Origin of the sequence: Streptomyces sp. NPDC005483 (assembly GCF_040606035.1) — a bacterium.
Taxonomy (GTDB): domain Bacteria; phylum Actinomycetota; class Actinomycetes; order Streptomycetales; family Streptomycetaceae; genus Streptomyces.
The window spans coordinates 363,604-381,016 of sequence record NZ_JBEXEA010000002.1; the positions used below are offsets into that span (position 1 = coordinate 363,604).

At 73.5% G+C, this 17,413-nt stretch carries 8 protein-coding genes; 4 read left to right on the forward strand and 4 right to left on the reverse strand.

All coding sequences use genetic code 11. The features are described 5' to 3' along the window. The first annotated feature begins 117 nt into the window (after positions 1 to 117). Both ABZT06_RS04930 and ABZT06_RS04935 read left to right on the forward strand, forming a co-directional pair. Positions 118 to 7,983: a type I polyketide synthase gene (locus ABZT06_RS04930; RefSeq protein WP_355734882.1), complete on the forward strand. Its 7,866-nt coding sequence runs from the start codon at positions 118 to 120 to the stop codon at positions 7,981 to 7,983. A 95-nt stretch (positions 7,984 to 8,078) separates the two neighbouring features. Then, the gene (locus tag ABZT06_RS04935) at positions 8,079 to 9,557 is read left to right on the forward strand and encodes a glycoside hydrolase family 3 N-terminal domain-containing protein (protein WP_355734885.1); all 1,479 of its coding nucleotides are present in this window, start codon (positions 8,079 to 8,081) and stop codon (positions 9,555 to 9,557) included. Between the two features lie 27 nt (positions 9,558 to 9,584). Here ABZT06_RS04935 and ABZT06_RS04940 read toward each other — a convergent pair whose 3' ends face one another. Next, entirely contained in the window at positions 9,585 to 10,868 is a 1,284-nt protein-coding gene (locus ABZT06_RS04940) for a glycosyl hydrolase (RefSeq protein WP_355735542.1), read from the reverse strand. Between the two features lie 8 nt (positions 10,869 to 10,876). Between ABZT06_RS04940 and ABZT06_RS04945 the strand changes: the two genes are divergently transcribed. Both ABZT06_RS04945 and ABZT06_RS04950 read left to right on the forward strand, forming a co-directional pair. Beyond that, positions 10,877 to 11,953 (forward strand): BadF/BadG/BcrA/BcrD ATPase family protein, encoded by a 1,077-nt coding sequence (locus tag ABZT06_RS04945; RefSeq protein ID WP_355734888.1) that lies wholly within the window; start codon positions 10,877 to 10,879, stop codon positions 11,951 to 11,953. After that, the gene (locus ABZT06_RS04950; protein WP_355734891.1) at positions 11,950 to 14,160 is read left to right on the forward strand and encodes a glycoside hydrolase family 3 N-terminal domain-containing protein; all 2,211 of its coding nucleotides are present in this window, start codon (positions 11,950 to 11,952) and stop codon (positions 14,158 to 14,160) included. Before ABZT06_RS04945 ends, ABZT06_RS04950 begins: the two co-directional genes overlap by 4 nt. On the opposite strand, the gene ABZT06_RS04955 is transcribed toward ABZT06_RS04950, so the two are convergent. Genes ABZT06_RS04955 through ABZT06_RS04965 form a run of 3 tightly spaced genes read right to left on the reverse strand, consistent with a single transcriptional unit; the run spans position 14,124 to position 17,397 of the window. After that, positions 14,124 to 15,008, reverse strand: coding sequence for a carbohydrate ABC transporter permease (locus ABZT06_RS04955; protein ID WP_355734893.1), 885 nt, complete (start codon positions 15,006 to 15,008; stop codon positions 14,124 to 14,126). The genes ABZT06_RS04950 and ABZT06_RS04955 overlap by 37 nt on opposite strands. Continuing rightward, positions 15,005 to 16,003: a sugar ABC transporter permease gene (locus tag ABZT06_RS04960; protein WP_355735545.1), complete on the reverse strand. Its 999-nt coding sequence runs from the start codon at positions 16,001 to 16,003 to the stop codon at positions 15,005 to 15,007. Before ABZT06_RS04960 ends, ABZT06_RS04955 begins: the two co-directional genes overlap by 4 nt. Before the next feature lie 17 nt (positions 16,004 to 16,020). Beyond that, positions 16,021 to 17,397, reverse strand: coding sequence for an extracellular solute-binding protein (locus ABZT06_RS04965; protein WP_355734896.1), 1,377 nt, complete (start codon positions 17,395 to 17,397; stop codon positions 16,021 to 16,023). Positions 17,398 to 17,413: the final 16 nt, after the last annotated feature.

The following is a 17,413-nucleotide window of genomic DNA, read 5'->3' on the forward strand; positions in this document are numbered from 1 at the left end:
TGTGCCGAGTTCGGTGGCTGGTTCCGCCAACTCCGCTCGCCCGGCCCCCATTTGCGATGCGGTGTCGGGCGCGCGGGCGGGATACGGTGCGGATTCGGTGATCCAGAAGGAGGCCCGATGCGCGTCGGGGCAGTGGCCGAGGTCCGGCCCGTGGCGGAGTTGCTGGTCAAGAACTCCTCGCGGTACGGCGGGAAACTCGCGTTCGCCGACGACCGGCGGGCGGTGAGCTGGGCCGAACTGGAGTTCCGGACGCGACGGTTGGCGGGCGCGCTCGGGGTGGGGCGTGGGGCCAGGGTGGCGTTCTGCCTCGACAACAGCGTGGAGCTGGTCGAGGGGCTGCTCGCCACCGTCCGGGCCGCCGCGGTCGGGGTGCCGTTGAGTCCGCGGGGCACCCATGCCGAGCTCGCGGCGCTGCTCGCCGACTGCGATCCGGACGTACTGGTCGTCGACCGGCGGCAGTTGGCGCGGATCGCCAGCGTGGTCGGGGAGCGGTCACCGCGCCTGGTGGTGACCGGGGACGGCCCGGCGCCGGAAGGAGTCGCGCACTTCGACGACCTGGTGGCGGACGGCCGTTCACCCGAACCCCGCGACGACCTCGGCCTGGACGAGCCCGCCTGGCTGCTCTACACCTCCGGCACCTCGGGCACCCCCAGGGCCGCCGTCGCCAGTCAGCGCTCCGCGCTCTGGTCGCCGGTCACCTGCTATGTGCCCCGGCTGGGACTGTCGGCGGCCGACCGGCTGCTGTGGCCGCTGCCGCTCGCACATACCTACGCCCACTCGCTCTGCGTACTCGGAACGACCGTGGCGGGCGGCAGCGCGCGGATCACCGCGATGCGCGAACCGGCCGCGCTGGTGCGGATGGTCCAGGAGTTCGAGCCGACCGTGCTGGGCGGAGTGCCGCTCACCTACGAGCAGTTGCTGGACGCCGGACTCGGTGAGGTGCCCTCGCTGCGGGTCTGTGTCACGGCCGGGGCACCGAGCGAGCCGGAGCTGCGGGAGCGGGTCGAGGGCCGGCTCGGGGCACCGCTTCTCGACGGGTACGGCAGTACCGAGACCTGCGGCAAGATCGCGATGGAGTCCCTGTCCGGGCCGCGGGTACGGGGCAGTAGCGGCGCGGTACTGCCCGGCATGGAGGTGCGGCTCGTCGATCCCGGGACCGGGGCGGAGGTCGTGGGCGCCGAGGGGGAGATCTGGGTGCGCGGGCCCGGCCTCATGCTCGGCCACCACGACGGGACGGGGGTGGACGGCGACGGCTGGTACCGCACCGGCGACCTCGGGCGGCTGGGCGAGCACGGGTACCTGACCGTCACCGGGCGCGCGAACGACCGGATCGTCCGGGGCGGGGAGAACGTCGACCCCGTCGAGGTCGAGCAGGTGCTGCGCGGGCTGCCCGGGGTGCTGGACGCGGCCGTGGTGGCGCGGCCGCATCCGCTGCTCGGCGAGGTCCCGGTCGCGTTCGTCGTACCGGCGCAGCGGGACCTCGACACGGGCGGACTGCTGCGGGCCTGCGCCGAGGTGCTCTCCGCGCACAAGGTGCCCGAGGACGTCCTGTTCACGCCGGCCATCCCCCGCACCGCGGCCGGCAAGCCCCGGCGGGCGGTCCTCAGGGAGGGCCTGGCCGCGCGCCCGTCCGAGGAGGCCCTCGCGGGCCTCGCCGACCGGATCCCGGCGGAGCGTCGGGCGGTGCTGACCGAGCTGGTGTGCGTGGAGACGGCGGCGATCGGTGGCGCCGCCGACGGGGGTGTGACGGCCGCGGGAGCCCCGGCTTTCGGGGCCCCGGGGCCCCGGTGGAACGCTGCCGGGCGAGAGACGGCGGTCGAGGGGCGGGAAGCCGCGGCCGACCGTGAACAGACCGTGGGCCGTGACCGGTCCGTCGGCCGTGAGGCAACCGCCCGCCCCGAGGCGCCCGTCACCGACGCCGCGGCGATCGACCCGCACACCGCCTTCGCCGACCTCGGGCTCACCTCCATGGGTGCGATGACCCTGTGGCACCGGCTCAGCCTCCGTACCGGACTGCGGCTGCCCGCCACCCTGGTCTGGGACCACCCGACCCCCGCCGCCGTCGCCGCACACCTGGACGAGCGCCTGCACGGCGGTGCCCGCGAGACGGCACACCCCCGCCGGGGCCCCGCCGCCGAGCCCATCGCGATCGTGGCCGTCGGCTGCCGTTACCCGGGCGGGGTGCGCTCGCCCGAGGACCTCTGGCGGCTGGTGTCCGACGAGGTGGACGCCACCGGGGAGTTCCCGGCCGACCGGGGCTGGGACGTCGACGCCCTGTACCACCCCGACCCCGACCGGCTCGGGACGACGTACACCCGACGCGGCGGCTTCCTCACCGACGCGGCCGACTTCGACCCGCTGTTCTTCGGCATCTCGCCGCGCGAGGCCACGGCCACCGACCCGCAGCACCGGCTGCTGCTCGAAGTCGCCTGGGAGACGCTGGAGCGCGCGGGCATCCCCGCGCCCTCGCTGCGCGGCAGCGCCACCGGCGTCTACGTCGGTCTGATGCACGGCGGATACGGCGCCGAGGCCTCGGCACACGCGCTGGAGTCGCACATCGCCGTCGGCTCGTCCGGCAGTGTGGCCTCCGGGCGGATCTCCTACGTGCTGGGCCTGCGCGGCCCGGCCCTGACCGTCGACACGGCCTGCTCGTCCTCCCTCGTCGCCATGGACCTGGCCGCGGCCGCCCTGCGCGCCGGAGAGTGCACCCTCGCGCTGGCCGGCGGGGTGACCGTGCTGGCCAGTCCGAAGCCGTTCGTGGCGTTCAGCCGGCAGCGCGGGCTGTCGCCGGACGGCCGCTGCCGGTCTTTCGCCGACGGCGCCGACGGCACCGCGTGGGCCGAGGGGGTCGGCCTGGTGCTGCTGGAGAAGCTGTCGGACGCCCGGCGCAACGGCCATCCGGTCCTGGCGGTGCTGCGCGGCTCGGCCGTGAACCAGGACGGCGCGTCCAACGGCCTCACCGCCCCGAACGGCGAAGCCCAACGAGAGCTGATCCGGCTGGCGTTGGCCGATGCCGGGCTGAACACGGACGACGTCGACGTCGTCGAGGGCCACGGCACCGGGACCGCGCTCGGCGACCCCATCGAGGCGGGCGCCCTGCTCGCCACGTACGGCCAGGGCCGCGACCCCGGCGACCCGGTGTGGCTCGGCTCGGTCAAGTCGAACTTCGGGCACACCCAGGCCGCGGCCGGGGTGGCCGGCGTCATCAAGATGATCGAGGCGATGCGCCACGGCGAACTGCCCAGGTCGCTGTACGCGGAGCAGCCGTCGCCGCACGTCGACTGGTCGGACGGGGCGGTACGGCTGCTGGACCGGGCCCGGTCCTGGCCGGAACGCGAACGGCCGCGCCGGGCGGCGGTCTCGTCGTTCGGGATCGGCGGCACCAACGCGCACGTGATCATCGAGGAGCCGGCGACGGCCGAGGAGGAGCCCCGGAGCGTCCGCTCGGGCCCGCGCACCGTCACTTCCTGGCTCGTCGGCGGCAGCGACCAGGCCGGACTGCGCGCCCACGCCCGGGAGTTGGCCACCGCGCTGGCCGAAGTCGACGGGGAAGCGGCGGCCCTGGACGTCGCGTACTCGCTCGCGACCACCCGCGCCCCGCTCCAGCGCCGCGCCGCCGTACTGGCCACCGGCACCGGCGGACTCCTCGCCGGCCTCAGGGAGTTGGCCGAAGGTGCGGACAGCCCCGCGCTGCGCAAGGGCACCGCACGCGGCACCTCCAAGGTGGCGCTGCTCTGCGCGGGCCAGGGGGCCCAGCGGACCGGCATGGGCCGTGCACTGGCTTCGGACTTTCCCGTGTTCGCCCGCGCCTTCGGCGAACTGTGCGACGCCTTCGCCCCATTGCTCGACCGGCCCCTGCGGGAGGTGATCGACGACCCCGACAGCGACCTCCTGCACCGCACCGACTACGCCCAACCCGCCCTGTTCGCCTACGAGGTCGCCCTCCACACCCTCCTCGCCGACTGCGGTGTGCGGCCGGACTTCCTGGTGGGCCACTCGATCGGCGAACTGGCCGCCGCGCACATCGCGGGCGTGTTCTCGCGGGCCGACGCGGTACGGCTGGTGGCCGCGCGGGGCCGTCTGATGGCCGAACTGCCCGCAGGCGGCGCGATGGTGGCCGTACGGGCGTCGCCGGCCGACGTGCTGAAGCGGCTCGACGAGGTGCCCGGTGCCCGGGTCGCCGTCGCGGCGGTCAACGGACCCGAGTCCGTGGTGCTGTCCGGCGACGAGGAGGCGGTGTCCGCTCTGGCCGACCGGCTCGGGCGTACCGCGACCCGGTTGAAGGTCAGCCACGCCTTCCACTCGCCGCTGCTCGACCCCGTGCTGGACGGGTTTCGGGAGGTCGCCGAGTCGGTCACCTACCACCGGCCGTCCGTACCGGTGGTGTCGACGCTGACCGGCCGCCCGGAGCCGGACGCGATCCGGACCGCCGAGTACTGGGTACGGCAGGCGCGGGAGACCGTGCGGTTCGCCGACGCGGTGGAATGGCTGGCGCGGACGGGGGTCACGGCGTACGTGGAGGCCGGGCCGTCGGCGGCCTTGATCACGGCGGCCGAGGAGTGCGTCGAACCGGACTCCGGAGCCCTGTTCACGTCCGGTGCCGAGGCGGCCGTCGCTCTGGCGGAGCTGCACGTCCACGGGGTGCCGGTGGACTGGCGGTCCCGGTACGCCGGAACCGGCGCCCGGCGGCGGCCGCTGCCGACGTACCCCTTCCAGCGGCAGCGTTACTGGCTCGACGCCCGCGACCACCGTGGCGGTGACGACCGGAAGCTGGTCGGCGAGGCACAGCCGGACGCCGACGGGCCCGGCACCCGGTACAGCGGCGTGCTGTCCACCGCGCGGCAGCCCTGGCTCGCGGACCATGTGATCGGCGACCGGGTGCTGGTGCCCGCGACGGTCTTCGCCGAGCTGGCCTTCCGGGCGGCGGGGGCGGACGTGGCGGAGGGGCCGCTACGGCTGTCCGAGCTGGTCCTCCACGAGCCGCTGGTGCTGCCGGGGTCCGAGCAGGTGCGGATCCAGGTGGTCGCGGACGCCCCGGACCGGGAGGGGAACCGTCCGGTCACCGTGTGGGCGCGAACGGACGAGACGTGGACCCGCCATGCCGGCGCGTCGGTCGCCCCGGTCGGTACGCCTCCCGAAGCCGCTCAGGACACGCCGTGGCCACCCGCCGGCGCCGAGGAGCTCGCCGTCGACTATCAGCGACTCGCCGCGTACGGGCACCACTACGGGCCCGCCTTCCGCGCGGTCACCAGGCTCTGGCGGCGCGGCGACGAGACGTTCGCCGAGGTGGCGCTGCGGCCTCAGGAGGCGGCGGACGCCGGCTCGTACACCCTGCACCCCGCGCTGTTCGACGCCGCCCTGCACGCCGCGCTGCTGGTCGAGGGGCCGGGCGAGGCGCGGGTTCCGCTCGCCTGCACCGGCGTGACCGTGCACGCGACCGGCGCCGCCGCCGCGCGGGTACGTCTGGAGCGTCTCGGGGCCGACGAGGTACGGGTGACGCTGACCGGCGTGGACGGGCGGCCGCTGGCCACCGTCGAGTCCCTGGTCACCCGGGTGACGAAGGTCCGGCCCACCGAGCTGTACAAGGTGGCCTGGCGACGTGCCGCGGAAGCCGGGCACGCCGGCACCGAGCACGAACTGCTCGATGCGGCGGACCTGTCGAGCCGGGCCCGTGACGACATGCCGGGCCGGACCCGGGACCTCGTCACGGCCGTCCTCGCCCGGGTACACGACTGGGTCGCCGACACCCGTCCGGGCCGGCTGCTGGTGCTCACCCACCACGCCACCGGGGACGACCCGGACCCGGCGCAGGCCGCGGTCGCCGGGTTCCTGCGCAGCGCCCAGTCCGAGCACCCCGGCCGGATCGCGCAGGTCGACCTGCGCGGCGGCACCGCCACGCCCGCGGCACTGGACGCCGCCCTGCGCACCGGAGAACCCCAACTCGCCGTGCACGACGGCACGGTCCTCGTGCCCAGGCTGGTCACCACGGGTCCCGCGAGTGCCGCTCCCCCCGCCCTCGACCCCGACGGCACCGTACTGATCACCGGCGGCACCGGAGCGCTCGGCGCGAGCCTCGCCCGGTACCTCGTGACCGAACACCGGGTCCGGCACCTGCTGTTGGCGAGCCGAGGCGGCCGTACCCCCGACTGGGCCGCCGAACTCGCCGCGGGCGTACGGGTGGTGGCCTGTGACGTGAGCGACCGGAGGGCCGTCGACGCGCTGGTCGACTCCTGCGAGCCGCCCCTGACCGGCGTGTTCCATCTCGCCGGGGTCGTGGCCGACGGCGTGGTGGACGGCATGACGCCGGAGCGGGTGGCCGAAGTGCTGGCGCCCAAGGCGGACGCCGCCTGGCATCTGCACGAGGCGACCGCGGACCTGGGACTGTCCGCGTTCGTGCTGTACTCCTCGGCCGCGGGAGTGCTGGGCAGGCCGGGACAGTCCAACTACGCGGCCGCCAACGGCTTCCTCGACGCGCTCGCCGAGTACCGGGCCGCCCGCGGGCTGCCCGCGCGGTCGCTCGCCTGGGGTCCGTGGAGCACCGCGCACGACGACGGCATGGCGGGCCGGGTCGCACCGCACCTGTCGGCCGAGGGCGGGGTGCCCGCGATCACCGAGCGCGAGGGCGTCGAACTGCTGGACTCCGCGCTGCGCACGGCGGCACCGGTGCTGGTGCCCGTCCCGTTCGCCCGCGCCCCGCAGGGCGGCTCGCCGCTGCCGTTGCTCGCGGACCGGGGCCCGGCGCGCCCGGCCCCGGTTGCCGTGTCACCGGCGGCCGACCAGGCTCCCGGTGCCTGGCGCGAGAAGCTCGCCGCGACTCCCGAGGCCGACCGCGTGGGCGTGTTGGCCGGTCTGCTCCGCGCCGAACTGGCGGCGGTACTCGGCTTCCCCGACGCGGACGCGTTCCCCGCCGACCGGGAGTTCGGGCAGCTCGGCTTCGACTCGCTGACCGCCCTTCAGTTCCGCAACCGGCTCAGCGCGTTCACCCGGGTGCGGCTGGCGCCGACGGTGGTCCTCGAACACCCGACGCTGGAGGGGCTGTCGGCGCACCTCCTCGGCAGGTTGGGAGAGGCGGGCGCGCTGCCGGAGGACACCGATGACGCTGAGGTGACGGACACGGCGGCCCAAGTGCCGTCACCCGCCTACCGGTTCAGCACCCTCTACCACCGCGTCCTGCGCGAGCAGGGTCCGCTGGAGGCGATGACCCTGCGGTACGTCGCCTCGTACGCCCTGCCGTCCTTCACCGCGGACGACCGCGCCCGGCACGTCGTCGGACCCGTCCGGCTCGCCCACGGCGGCACCGGCGGACGGGGACGCGCCGCGGCCCTCGCCTACCTCCCCGACTACCTGGCGCCCTTCCACCGGGTCCCCACCGGGCTGGCCGGACAGTTCGACGGGGAACGGGACCTGTACCTGCTGGAGCACCCCGGATTCGGCGCCCGCAGGGCGGTTCCGGACTCGATGCGGACGCTGTCACGGGCGCACGCCGACGCGGTGCGCGAGATCGCCCGGGGCGGCCCGGTCGTACTGGTCGGCTACTGCGCCGGCGGTGTGATCGCGCACGAGGTGGCCCGCCACCTGGCGAACACCGGAGAGCCGCCGGCCGGGCTGGTGCTGCTCGACTCCCACGTGGGTGTCCTCCAGCGCGGAGACGCCCGCGCACTCGCCCTGATGGCCGCGGGTGCCGCCCTGCCGGAGGACGTGGTCGAGGAGTTCGACGACTCGTTGCTCATCGCGGGCGGTGGCTATGCGCGCGTGCTCGAGGGCTGGAATCTCGAGCCGGCCGCCGAGGCCCCGCCCGTGCCGACGCTGCTGCTTCGCGGCCACCCGACCACAGAGATGCGGCGCGCCGACCCCGACGGCGACTGGTTGCCGCACTGGCCGCTGCCCCACGACACCGCCGACGTCCCCGGCGACCACTACTCCCTCGTCCACCAGGACGCCGACTCCACGGCCGCGGCGATCCGCGCCTGGCTGACCGGGTGACCGTGCGAGGAACAACCTCCAGGAACAGGTGGGGGATGAATGACCGAACCATTGGTCTGTTGACTTTCGGCTGAGCGAGCCAGAGGATTCCGGGGGTGACCCACACCGACCGCCCGTCTGCCCGCACCGCCCTCCCCGTCGACCTCGACGAGGCCGCCCACCGCTGTCTCGTCGCCGGTTTCGAAGGCACCACGGCCGTCCCCGACACCCTGAAGCGGCTCATCGACCGCGGTCTCGGCGGGGTCATCCTGTTCACCCGCAACGTGCGCGACGCGGAACAGGTGCGCCGGCTCACCGACACGCTGCGGGCCCTGCGCCCCGACCTGCTCGTCGCCATCGACAACGAGGGCGGCGGCATCGGCCACCTGGACGCCGTGGGCGCCCCGGAGGTCCCCGGCTCCTACGCCCTCGGCGTCGTCGACGACCCGGACCTCACCGCCCGCTGCGCCGACGCCCTCGCCGGGCACCTGGCCACGCTGGGCATCACCGCCTCCTACGCCCCCGTCGCCGACGTCCAGCGACAGGCCGACAACCCGATCGTGCGCACGCGTGCCTTCGGCGAGGAGACCGCGCTGGTGTCCCGGCACCTCGGCGCCTGGATCGCGGCCACCGAGGCGCGGGGCATCGCGTCCTGCGCCAAGCACTTCCCCGGGCACGGCGGCACGCTCACCGACAGCCACCGCGAACTCGCCGTCGACCCGCGGCCGTACGACGAACTCGACCTCGACCCCTTCCGGGCCGCGATCGCCGCGGGCGTGCCGATGCTGATGAGCGCGCATGTCGTCTTTCCGGCACTGGACGCCAACCGGCCGGCCACGCTCAGCCGGCGCATCCTCGGGGACCTGCTGCGTCGCGAGCTGGACTTCGACGGGGTGCTGGTCAGCGACGCGCTGGAGATGAAGGCGATCTCCGACCTGTACGGGGAGGCGGCGGGCGCGCGGATCGCCCTGGCCGCCGGGGCGGACCAGGTCATCGTCGCCGTGGCGGATCTCGGGGTCACCCTGGAGTGCCGGGACGCGCTGCTGGAGGCGTTGCGGGACGGGGTGCTGGGCGAGGAGCGGGTGCTGGAGGCCGCCGGGCGGGTTCAGCGGCTGGTCGAGCGGTACGCGACGCCGACCGCCGAGGTCGCCGTGTGGGACTGGGGGGCGGGGCTGGAGGCGGCTCGGCGGGCGGTGCGCGCGCAGGCGCTCCCGGTACCCGTGGCCGGCGCACACGTCGTCGACCTGTTTCCGGCGCCGCATCCCGCGCTGAACTGGGGTGGGGAGGATCTGCTGACCCAGGTGCTGGCCGTTGACCCGACGGCCACGGGGACGGCGGTGGCCGGGGAGCCGGTCGACCCCTCCGCGCTCGTCGAGGTGATTCTGGCCGAGGCCCGGAGTGCGCCGCTGGTCGTGGCCACGTGTGATGCGGGCCTGTACCCGTGGCAGGCCCGCGTGCGGGATGAGCTGCTGGTCCGCAGGCCGGGCGCGGTGCGGGTCGCCACGGGGCTGGCGGAGGACGGGGCGGTGTGTTCCTACGGGCGGGGGAAGGTCAATCTGCGGGCGGTGGCCGAAGTACTGGCCGTGGCGCGGTGATCTGCCTTCCCCTGAAGGGGCTCACCGTCACGGAAGGGCTATGAGCTCCTTGATTCCTCTCGCCGACAGGTAGGTCTCGTCCCCCGCCCGTTCCGCTCGTACCACCGCCGGGCGCACCCCCTGCTGACGCAACCGCATCCACTCCTCGAAGTACGCCCCGCCCGGACCCGACACCGAGCGCGTGTGCGGCGTGCAGTCCAGGACCAGGGCCGTGTCGCGCGGCTCGACCGACGGCGAACCCGCGCGCAGTTCGGAGACCGTCGCCGCCACCGCCTCCGCGATCGGCTTGGGCCGCCCCTCCGCGTCGAACAGCCCCAGCGTGTACTCCAGCTCCGGGAAGTCCGCCAGGGACCGGCTCACGTCGTGGGAACACCACCAGGTCACGCCCCACAGGCCCGCGCACCCCGCCGCGTTCAGGATCGTCTCGCGGGCGAAGTGCGGGGCGTCGGCGGCCGGGATGTGGGGTTCGGGGGCGCCCGTCTCCTGGATCCAGACAGGGCGGGAGGGGTCCTCGGCGTAGGCCGTGGCGAGTTCCGTGCCGTACTCGGCGAGGTGCAGGACCTGGGGGGAACGGGGGCCGTACAGGCTCGCGCAGCCACCGGAGAAGACCCAGGGGTGGACCGTGGTGACGTCGCCCTTGCGGGCCGAGGCCTCCGGGGTGAAGGGGTGGTCGTCGCCGTACCAGGCCGCGTCGTACGCGGAGTGCGTGACCAGGCCGCCGTCGGCGCCGAGGCCGTCCCGGGCGGCCGCCAGCAGCGAGTCCAGGTAGTGGTCGACCTCCGCCGGCGTCACCGGGTTGTGCTCGACGAGGTTGTTGAGCTCGTTGCCCAGCTGGAGGCCGATGAGATTCGGGCGGCCGGACAGGGCCCGGCCGAGGGTGCGGAGCAGGTCCGCCTGGGCGGCGATCGCCTCCGGGTCGGTGAAGACGTTGCGGTGGTGCCAGCTGCGGGTCCACTCCGGATAGAAGTCGAAGCTCGACAGATGGCCCTGCACGCCGTCCACCAGCACGTCGAGGCCCGCCTCGGCGGCCAGGTCGACCAGCTGCGCCAGCTGGTCCACGGCCGCGGTGCGGATCAGCGTGCGGTTGGGCTGCAGGAGCGGCCAGAGGTGGAAGACCCGGACGTGGTCGAGGCCGAGCCCGGCTATCTGGGCCAGATCCTCGCGGGTGCGGACCGGATCGAAGTCGTGCCAGGCGTGGAACCAGCCGTGGCGGGGCGTGTAGTTGACGCCGAAGCGGAGCGTGGGAATGGGATCCTCCTCGGGTCCTGCTCTTGTCCAGCTCTTGTCCTGCGCGAATGTATCAATCACCATAGTCATCGATGGGTAATGATTTGAACCACGATCCGCGCGACCGGCGCGACCTGGTCATCGGCCTCGACGCCGGCGGCACCCGCACCCGCGTGGTCCTCGCCGACGCCGACGACGGCCGTGTGCTGGGCGAGGGCGCCGGCGGACCCGGCAACGCCATGACGGTCCCGGTCCCGCAGCTCACCGACCACCTCACCGAGGCGCTCGCCCGGGTGGTGCCCGAGGAGGCCCGCGCCCGGGTGGTGGCCGTGACCGGCGGTTTCGCGGGCGCCACGGCGGCCTCCGAGGACGACCCCGGCACCGGCAGGGCCCGCACGGCCCTCACCGAGGCCCTGCGCCGCCTCGGCGTACCGGCCGTCCGCGTCGGCGTCTGCAGCGACATCGAGGCCGCCTTCGCCGCCGCCCCCGGCACCCCCTCCGAGGGCCTCGCCCTGGTCGCGGGCACGGGCGCGGTCGCCATGCGCATCACCGACCGGCACGCCACGACCACCGTGGACGGCGACGGCTGGCTCCTCGGCGACGAGGGCAGCGGCTTCTGGATCGGCCGCAGCGCGGTCCGCGCCGCCCTGCGCATGGCCGACGGCCGCGGCCGCCCGACGGTCCTCGCCGGCTGGGTCGGCCGCACCCTGAACCTGCCCGTCGACGTCCTCCCGAAGGGCGGAATCCCTTCGTACGACCGTGGCGGCGCCGTCCCGCCGAGCGATACCGGAGCCCACCCGACCGGCGTCCCCGGCTGGGAACGCGCCCGGCGTGAGGACTTCCGCCGCCATCTGCTGCCCGCCGTCATGGCCGACCCGCCGATCCGGCTGGCCCGCTTCGCCCCGCTGGTGGCCGAGGCCGCCGCCGAGAAGGACGCCGTGGCGCAGGCGATCCTCAGCGAGGCGGCGGACCACCTGCTGGAGGCCGTACGGGCGCTGGAACCGCGCCCCGGTGAGCGGATCGTCGCCACGGGCGGGCTCCTCGGTCCCGACGGGCCGCTCACCGGCCCGCTGGCAGAACGCCTCCGCGCGCACGGCCTGAGCCTGGACTGGGTGGCCGACGGCTGCGCCGGAGCGGTCGCCCTCGCACGGCTGGCGCACCTGTCATGAGCGACGCCGTCTACCGCGACCCCACCGCGCCGACCGACGCCCGCGTGCAGGACCTCCTCTCCCGGATGACCCTGCGCGAGAAGGTCGGCCAGCTCAACCAGCGGATGTACGGCTGGGACGCCTACCGCCGCACCCCCGACGGCGGCTTCGAGCTCACCGAGGCCCTGCACGCCGAGACCGACCGCTTCGAGGGACTCGGCGCCCTGTACGGCCTCCAGCGCGCCGACGCCTGGTCCGGCGTGGACCACGGGAGCGGACCGGGCGCCCAGGACGGGGCCGCTCTCGCCGAGCTGGTGCAGCGGCACGTCGTGGCCCGGAGCCGGCTCGGCATCCCGGCGCTGTTCGTCGAGGAGGTCCCGCACGGTCTCATGGCCCTCGACGGGACGGTCCTCCCGGTCAACCTGGCGGTCGGCGCCGGCTGGGACCCCGGCCTGTACGAGCGCGCCGCCGCCCACGCCGCCGCCGAACTGCGTGCCCGGGGCGGCCACGTGGCCCTCGTCTCGGCGCTGGACATCGTCCGTGACCCGCGCTGGGGCCGTACCGAGGAGTGCTTCGGCGAGGACCCGTACCTGGCCGCCCGGCTGACCGAAGCGCTCGTCAGGGGGATGCAGGGCCCGGGCACCGACTTCGCTCCCGACAAGGCCCCCGTCGTCCTCAAGCACTTCGCAGGGCAGGGAGCCACCGTCGGCGGCCGCAACTCCGCGGAGTCGGAGCTGGGTTGGCGTGAACTGCAGGAGATCCACCTCCCCGCCGCCCGGGCCGGCGTGCGCGCCGGTGCCGCCGCCGTGATGGCCGCGTACAACGAGGTCGACGGCCTGCCCTGCTCCGGCAACCGCGCCCTGCTCACCGGTCTGTTGCGCGAGGAGTGGGGCTTCGACGGGCTCGTCATGGCCGACGGACTCGCCGTCGACCGGCTGGCCCGGATCACCGGCGACAAGGTCTCCGCGGGCGCCCTCGCGCTCAACTCCGGTGTGGATCTGAGCCTTTGGGACGAGGGCTTCACCCACCTGGAGGAGGCGGTCGAACGAGGGCTGGTCAAGGAGACCGACCTCGACACGGCCGTCGCCCGCGTCCTGCGCCTCAAGTTCCGGCTGGGGCTGTTCGAGCCGCAGCCCGTGACGGCCGCTGCGCCGGCCGGTGGAGAGCAGCTCAGCAAGGAGGTGGCCCGGGCCGCCGTCACCCTCCTGCGCAACGACGGGGTGCTCCCCATCGGCGGCCACGTCTCCCGGATCGCCGTGCTCGGCCCCCAAGCCGCCACCACCGCCCACCAGTTGGGCGACTACACGGCCCCGCAGCGCCCCGGCACCGGCAGCAGCGTCCTCGACGCCCTGCGCGGGCTCGCCCCGCCCGGCCTCGACATCCGCCACGCCCCCGGCTGCTCCCTCACCGGCGACGACCGCTCCGGCATCCCGGCGGCGATCGCCCACGCCGCCGCGTCCGACCTCGCCGTGCTGGTGCTGGGCGGCAGCAGCGCCCGTACCCCGGGGACCGAGTTCGACGCCAACGGGGCCGCGCTCAAAGCGGTCTCCGAGATGACCTGCGGCGAGGGCGTCGACCTGGCCGGACTGCGGCTCGGAGCAGCCCAGTACGCACTGCTGGACGCCGTCGTGGCGACGGGCACGCCGACCGCGGTCGTGCTGGTCCAAGGGCGCCCGCACGTCGTCCCGGACACCGCGCCCGCCCTGCTGACCGCCTGGTACCCCGGCCCCTGGGGCGGCGAGGCGATCGCCGAGGTGCTGCTCGGACTCACGGAACCGGCGGGCCGCCTGCCCCTGTCCGTCCCCCGCTCGGCCGCCCAGCTCCCCGTCCACTACAACCACAAGGACACCGAGTACGGCGGATACGTCGACGAGAGCGCCGAGCCGCGGTACTCCTTCGGGCACGGGATGTCGTACACGAGTTTCGCGTACGGCGAGCCACGCCTCACGGGACGCACGGTCGAGGTGGACGTCACCAACACGGGTCGGCGGTACGGGCGTTCGGTCGTCCAGGTCTACCTGCGCCGCCTGATCACGCCCACCTGGCCGCGCACCCTCGAACTGTGCGCGTTCGAGGGTGTCGGCCTGGCCCCGGGCGAGCGCCGTACGGTGACCCTGCCGCTGGACGGCATCCACGGCACGGTCGAGATCAGGGTCGCCGCGTCCGCACGGGAGGCGCTCGGAGCCCGGGGTCAGATCTTGACGGCCCCCGACGACACGCCCTTGTAGAACCACCGCTGGGTGATCACGAACAGCACCAGCACCGGGACCACCGAGATCACCGAACCGGCCATCACCATCCGCTGGTCGTAGCCGAACGACGACGACTGGAGCCGTGAAAGGCCCAGGGTCAGCGTCATGTTGCTCTCCGAGCGCAGCACGATCAGCGGCCACAGGAAGTCGTCCCAGGCGCTGATGAACGTGTTGATGACGACCACCATGATCGCGCCCCACGCGGACGGAAGATACAGATGGCGGAAGCGCTGCCACTCGTTCGCGCCGTCCAGCATCGCCGAGTCCTCGATCTCGCGCGGGACCGCGAGGAACGCGCCGCGCATGAGGAGGACGTTGATGGCGCCGACGAACCCGGGCAGCCACACGCCGGCCAGGCTGTCGACCAGCCCCAGGTCGCGGATGCTGATGAACAGCGAGACCATGATCGACTCGAAGGGGAACATCATGGAGGCGACCAGCACCACCCAGACCGCCTTGCGGCCCTTCCAGGCGGGCTTGGAGAGCATGTAGCCGGCCGTCGTGGAGAAGACCAGCTGGCTGGTGACCGACAGGGCGACCACGGTCAGGCTGTTCCTGATGTACGACCACACCGGAACCTGGTCGAAGACCGTCCGGTAGGCGCGCAGCGTCGGGTGGTGCGGCAGCAGGGTGGCGTCCGCGCCGAAGACGTCCTCGCTCGTGCCCTTCAAGGAGGCCAGCAGCTGCCACAGCAGCGGGCCCACGGTGAGGCCGAGCACCAGGAGGAGCAGCAGATAGCGGACGACGAGCTCGCGCGGGCGGCCGTAGTCACGCCAACGCGGCATCAGGCGACGGCCCTTGGTCTCGACGGCGCTCGTCGTCATGACTCGTCCTCCTTGGTCAGACGCTGCGCCAGCAGGGTCAGCCCCAGCGTCAGCGCGAACAGGGCCACGCTGACGGCCGAGCCGTATCCCGCGTTGCCGGTGATCGGGTCCAGTCCGACGTCCCGGATGTAGAACGGCAGGGTGCGGTCGGCGCCGCCGGGGCCGCCGGTGGAGCTGCCGAGCATGTAGATCTCGGTGAAGACCCTGAGCGAGCCGATGCCGGTGAGGGTGCCGACGAGCATCATGGCCTGCCGGACTCCCGGGATCGTGATGTGCCAGAAGCGGCGCACCGCACCGGCGCCGTCCATCTGCGCGGCCTCGTGCAGTTCCTTGGGCACGTTCCCGAGTGCGGCCAGATAGAAGACCATGTACCAGCCGAGGCCCTTCCACAGGGTCAGGCCCATCGCGGACAGCAGGATCAGCCAGGAGTCCGAGAGGAACGGGATCGCCGACCTGATCAAGTGGGCTTTCTGGAGCCAGGTGTTGACCAGTCCGTCGTCCGCGAGCAGCCACTGCCAGCTCAGGCCCACGACCACGCTGGAGGCGAGCACCGGCGTGTAGAAGGCGGAGCGGAAGAAGCCGATGCCCGGGAGGTTCTTCTCCACCAGGACGGCCAGCATCAGCGGCAGCAGCACCATCAGCGGCACGACGATCACCGCGTACAGGATGCTGTTGCGGGTGGCGAGCCAGAAGTCGTCGTCCTGGAGCATCCGCGTGTAGTTGTCGAGTCCGACGAAACCCGCGGTGCCGCCGAGCGGCTTGGCGTCGGTGAACGACAGCAGGACGGTGTTCAGGAACGGGAACACCCCGAAGATGACCGCGCACGCGATCGCGGGGGCGGTCCACAGCCACGGCAGCCACCAACGGCGGTACATGGCCGCTCCGTTGGCGCCGGGAGCGGGGCCGGGCAGCGCGGCCCTGGCGAGCCGGCGGAGGCGGGACGGGGCCGGGCCCGGCGTGGGGGTCGGGAATTCCACGTCGGGCACCGGCTTCATGATCTGTGCCGTCACCGTCAGCTGCCCTGCTTCAGCAGCTCGTTCGACTTCTCCTGGGCGTCCTTCACGGCGTCCGCGGCGCTCTTCTTGCCCTGCATGGCCAGCTGCACCTGGGACACGATGGCGTTCTGCACGGCCGGGGAGAGGTTGGTCTGGTTGGTGGAGGCCGTCTTGAGCTGGTCGGCGACCAGCTTGCGGGCCTGCGAGAACGGGTCGCTGCCGGTGACGTTCTGGAAGAACGGGTCGTCCAGCGACTTGGTGGTGGTCGGGAAGATCACCACGTCCGGATCCTTGCACCAGGCCGTCTGGTTCTCGGCGTTGGTGAGGAACTCCGCGAACGACAGCGCCACCGGCGCGTGCTTGCTGGTCGCGGCGACCGAGATGTACTGCGGGGCGCCGGCGGAGGCGCGGCCGAGCGCGTCGTAGGGCTGCTGGCCGACGGCCGTCTTGTCGTAGACGGAGGGGCTGTTCTGCTTCACGAACCGCACGAAGCTCGGGTTCGTCGAACCGTAGGCCACCTTGCCCTGGCTGTAGAGCGTGGACGGGTCGTTGCTGGAGGACAGCGAGTCCTTCGGCATCGCGCCCTCCTTGTACAGCTTCGCCATCCACGCGACCCACTGGGTGGTGCGCGGGTCGTCGGCGAAGACGGCGGACTTGCCGTCGGCGGAGAGGACCTTGATGCCCATCTGGTCGAAGTCGGCGGGGATGCGCCAGATCGGGTTGGCCATCGTGGCGAAGTACTTGCCGTCGGCGGCCTTCGCGACCTTCTCGTAGTCGGCGAAAAGCCCGAAGATGCTGGTCGGAGGCTTCGCCGGGTCGACCCCCGCCTTCGCGAGGAGGTCCTTGTTGTACGTCAGCAGGACGCCACCGGTGTACCAGGGCAGCGTGGTGTGGATCGACTTGCCGGAGGCGTCGGCGAAGGTGGCGGTCTTCCAGAACGACGGGACGAAGGGCTTGACGGCGTCCGGGTCCTTGGTGCCGATGTCGAGCAGGTAGCCGGCCTTGGTGAGGGCGGTCGCCGTCGGCGCGTTGACGTTGATGACGTCGGCCATCGTGCAGGCCTGGGCGTCGGCGACGGTCCGGCTGGTGAAGGTGTTGTCACCGGGGTCGTCGATCCACTTGACCTTGGTGCCGGGGTGGGCCTTCTCGAAGTCGCTGATCACCCCGTTGAAGAAGTCCCCGAAGTCTTTCTTCAGGTTGGTGGTCTGGAAGGTGATGTCGCCCTTGACCTCGCCGGTGAGCTTGCCCGATCCGACGTTGCCCTTGTCGACCTTGCAGCCGCCGGCGGTGGCGTCACCGCTGTCGGATCCTCCGCCGGACAGTCCGCAGCCCGCGGCCGTCAGTGACAGGACGGCGATACAGGTCAGGGTGCGGGTCAGTCTCTTTGCGCGCATGTGATGCCCCTCCACG

Excerpts from the sequence above, each read along its gene's own strand:
- ABZT06_RS04930 (WP_355734882.1), top strand. The coding sequence starts at position 118 with ATGCGCGTCGGGGCAGTGGCCGAGGTCCGGCCCGTGGCGGAGTTGCTG.
- ABZT06_RS04940 (WP_355735542.1), bottom strand. The coding sequence starts at position 10,868 with ATGGTGATTGATACATTCGCGCAGGACAAGAGCTGGACAAGAGCAGGA.
- ABZT06_RS04945 (WP_355734888.1), top strand. The coding sequence starts at position 10,877 with ATGGGTAATGATTTGAACCACGATCCGCGCGACCGGCGCGACCTGGTC.
- ABZT06_RS04950 (WP_355734891.1), top strand. The coding sequence starts at position 11,950 with ATGAGCGACGCCGTCTACCGCGACCCCACCGCGCCGACCGACGCCCGC.
- ABZT06_RS04955 (WP_355734893.1), bottom strand. The coding sequence starts at position 15,008 with ATGACGACGAGCGCCGTCGAGACCAAGGGCCGTCGCCTGATGCCGCGT.
- ABZT06_RS04960 (WP_355735545.1), bottom strand. The coding sequence starts at position 16,003 with ATGAAGCCGGTGCCCGACGTGGAATTCCCGACCCCCACGCCGGGCCCG.
- ABZT06_RS04965 (WP_355734896.1), bottom strand. The coding sequence starts at position 17,397 with ATGCGCGCAAAGAGACTGACCCGCACCCTGACCTGTATCGCCGTCCTG.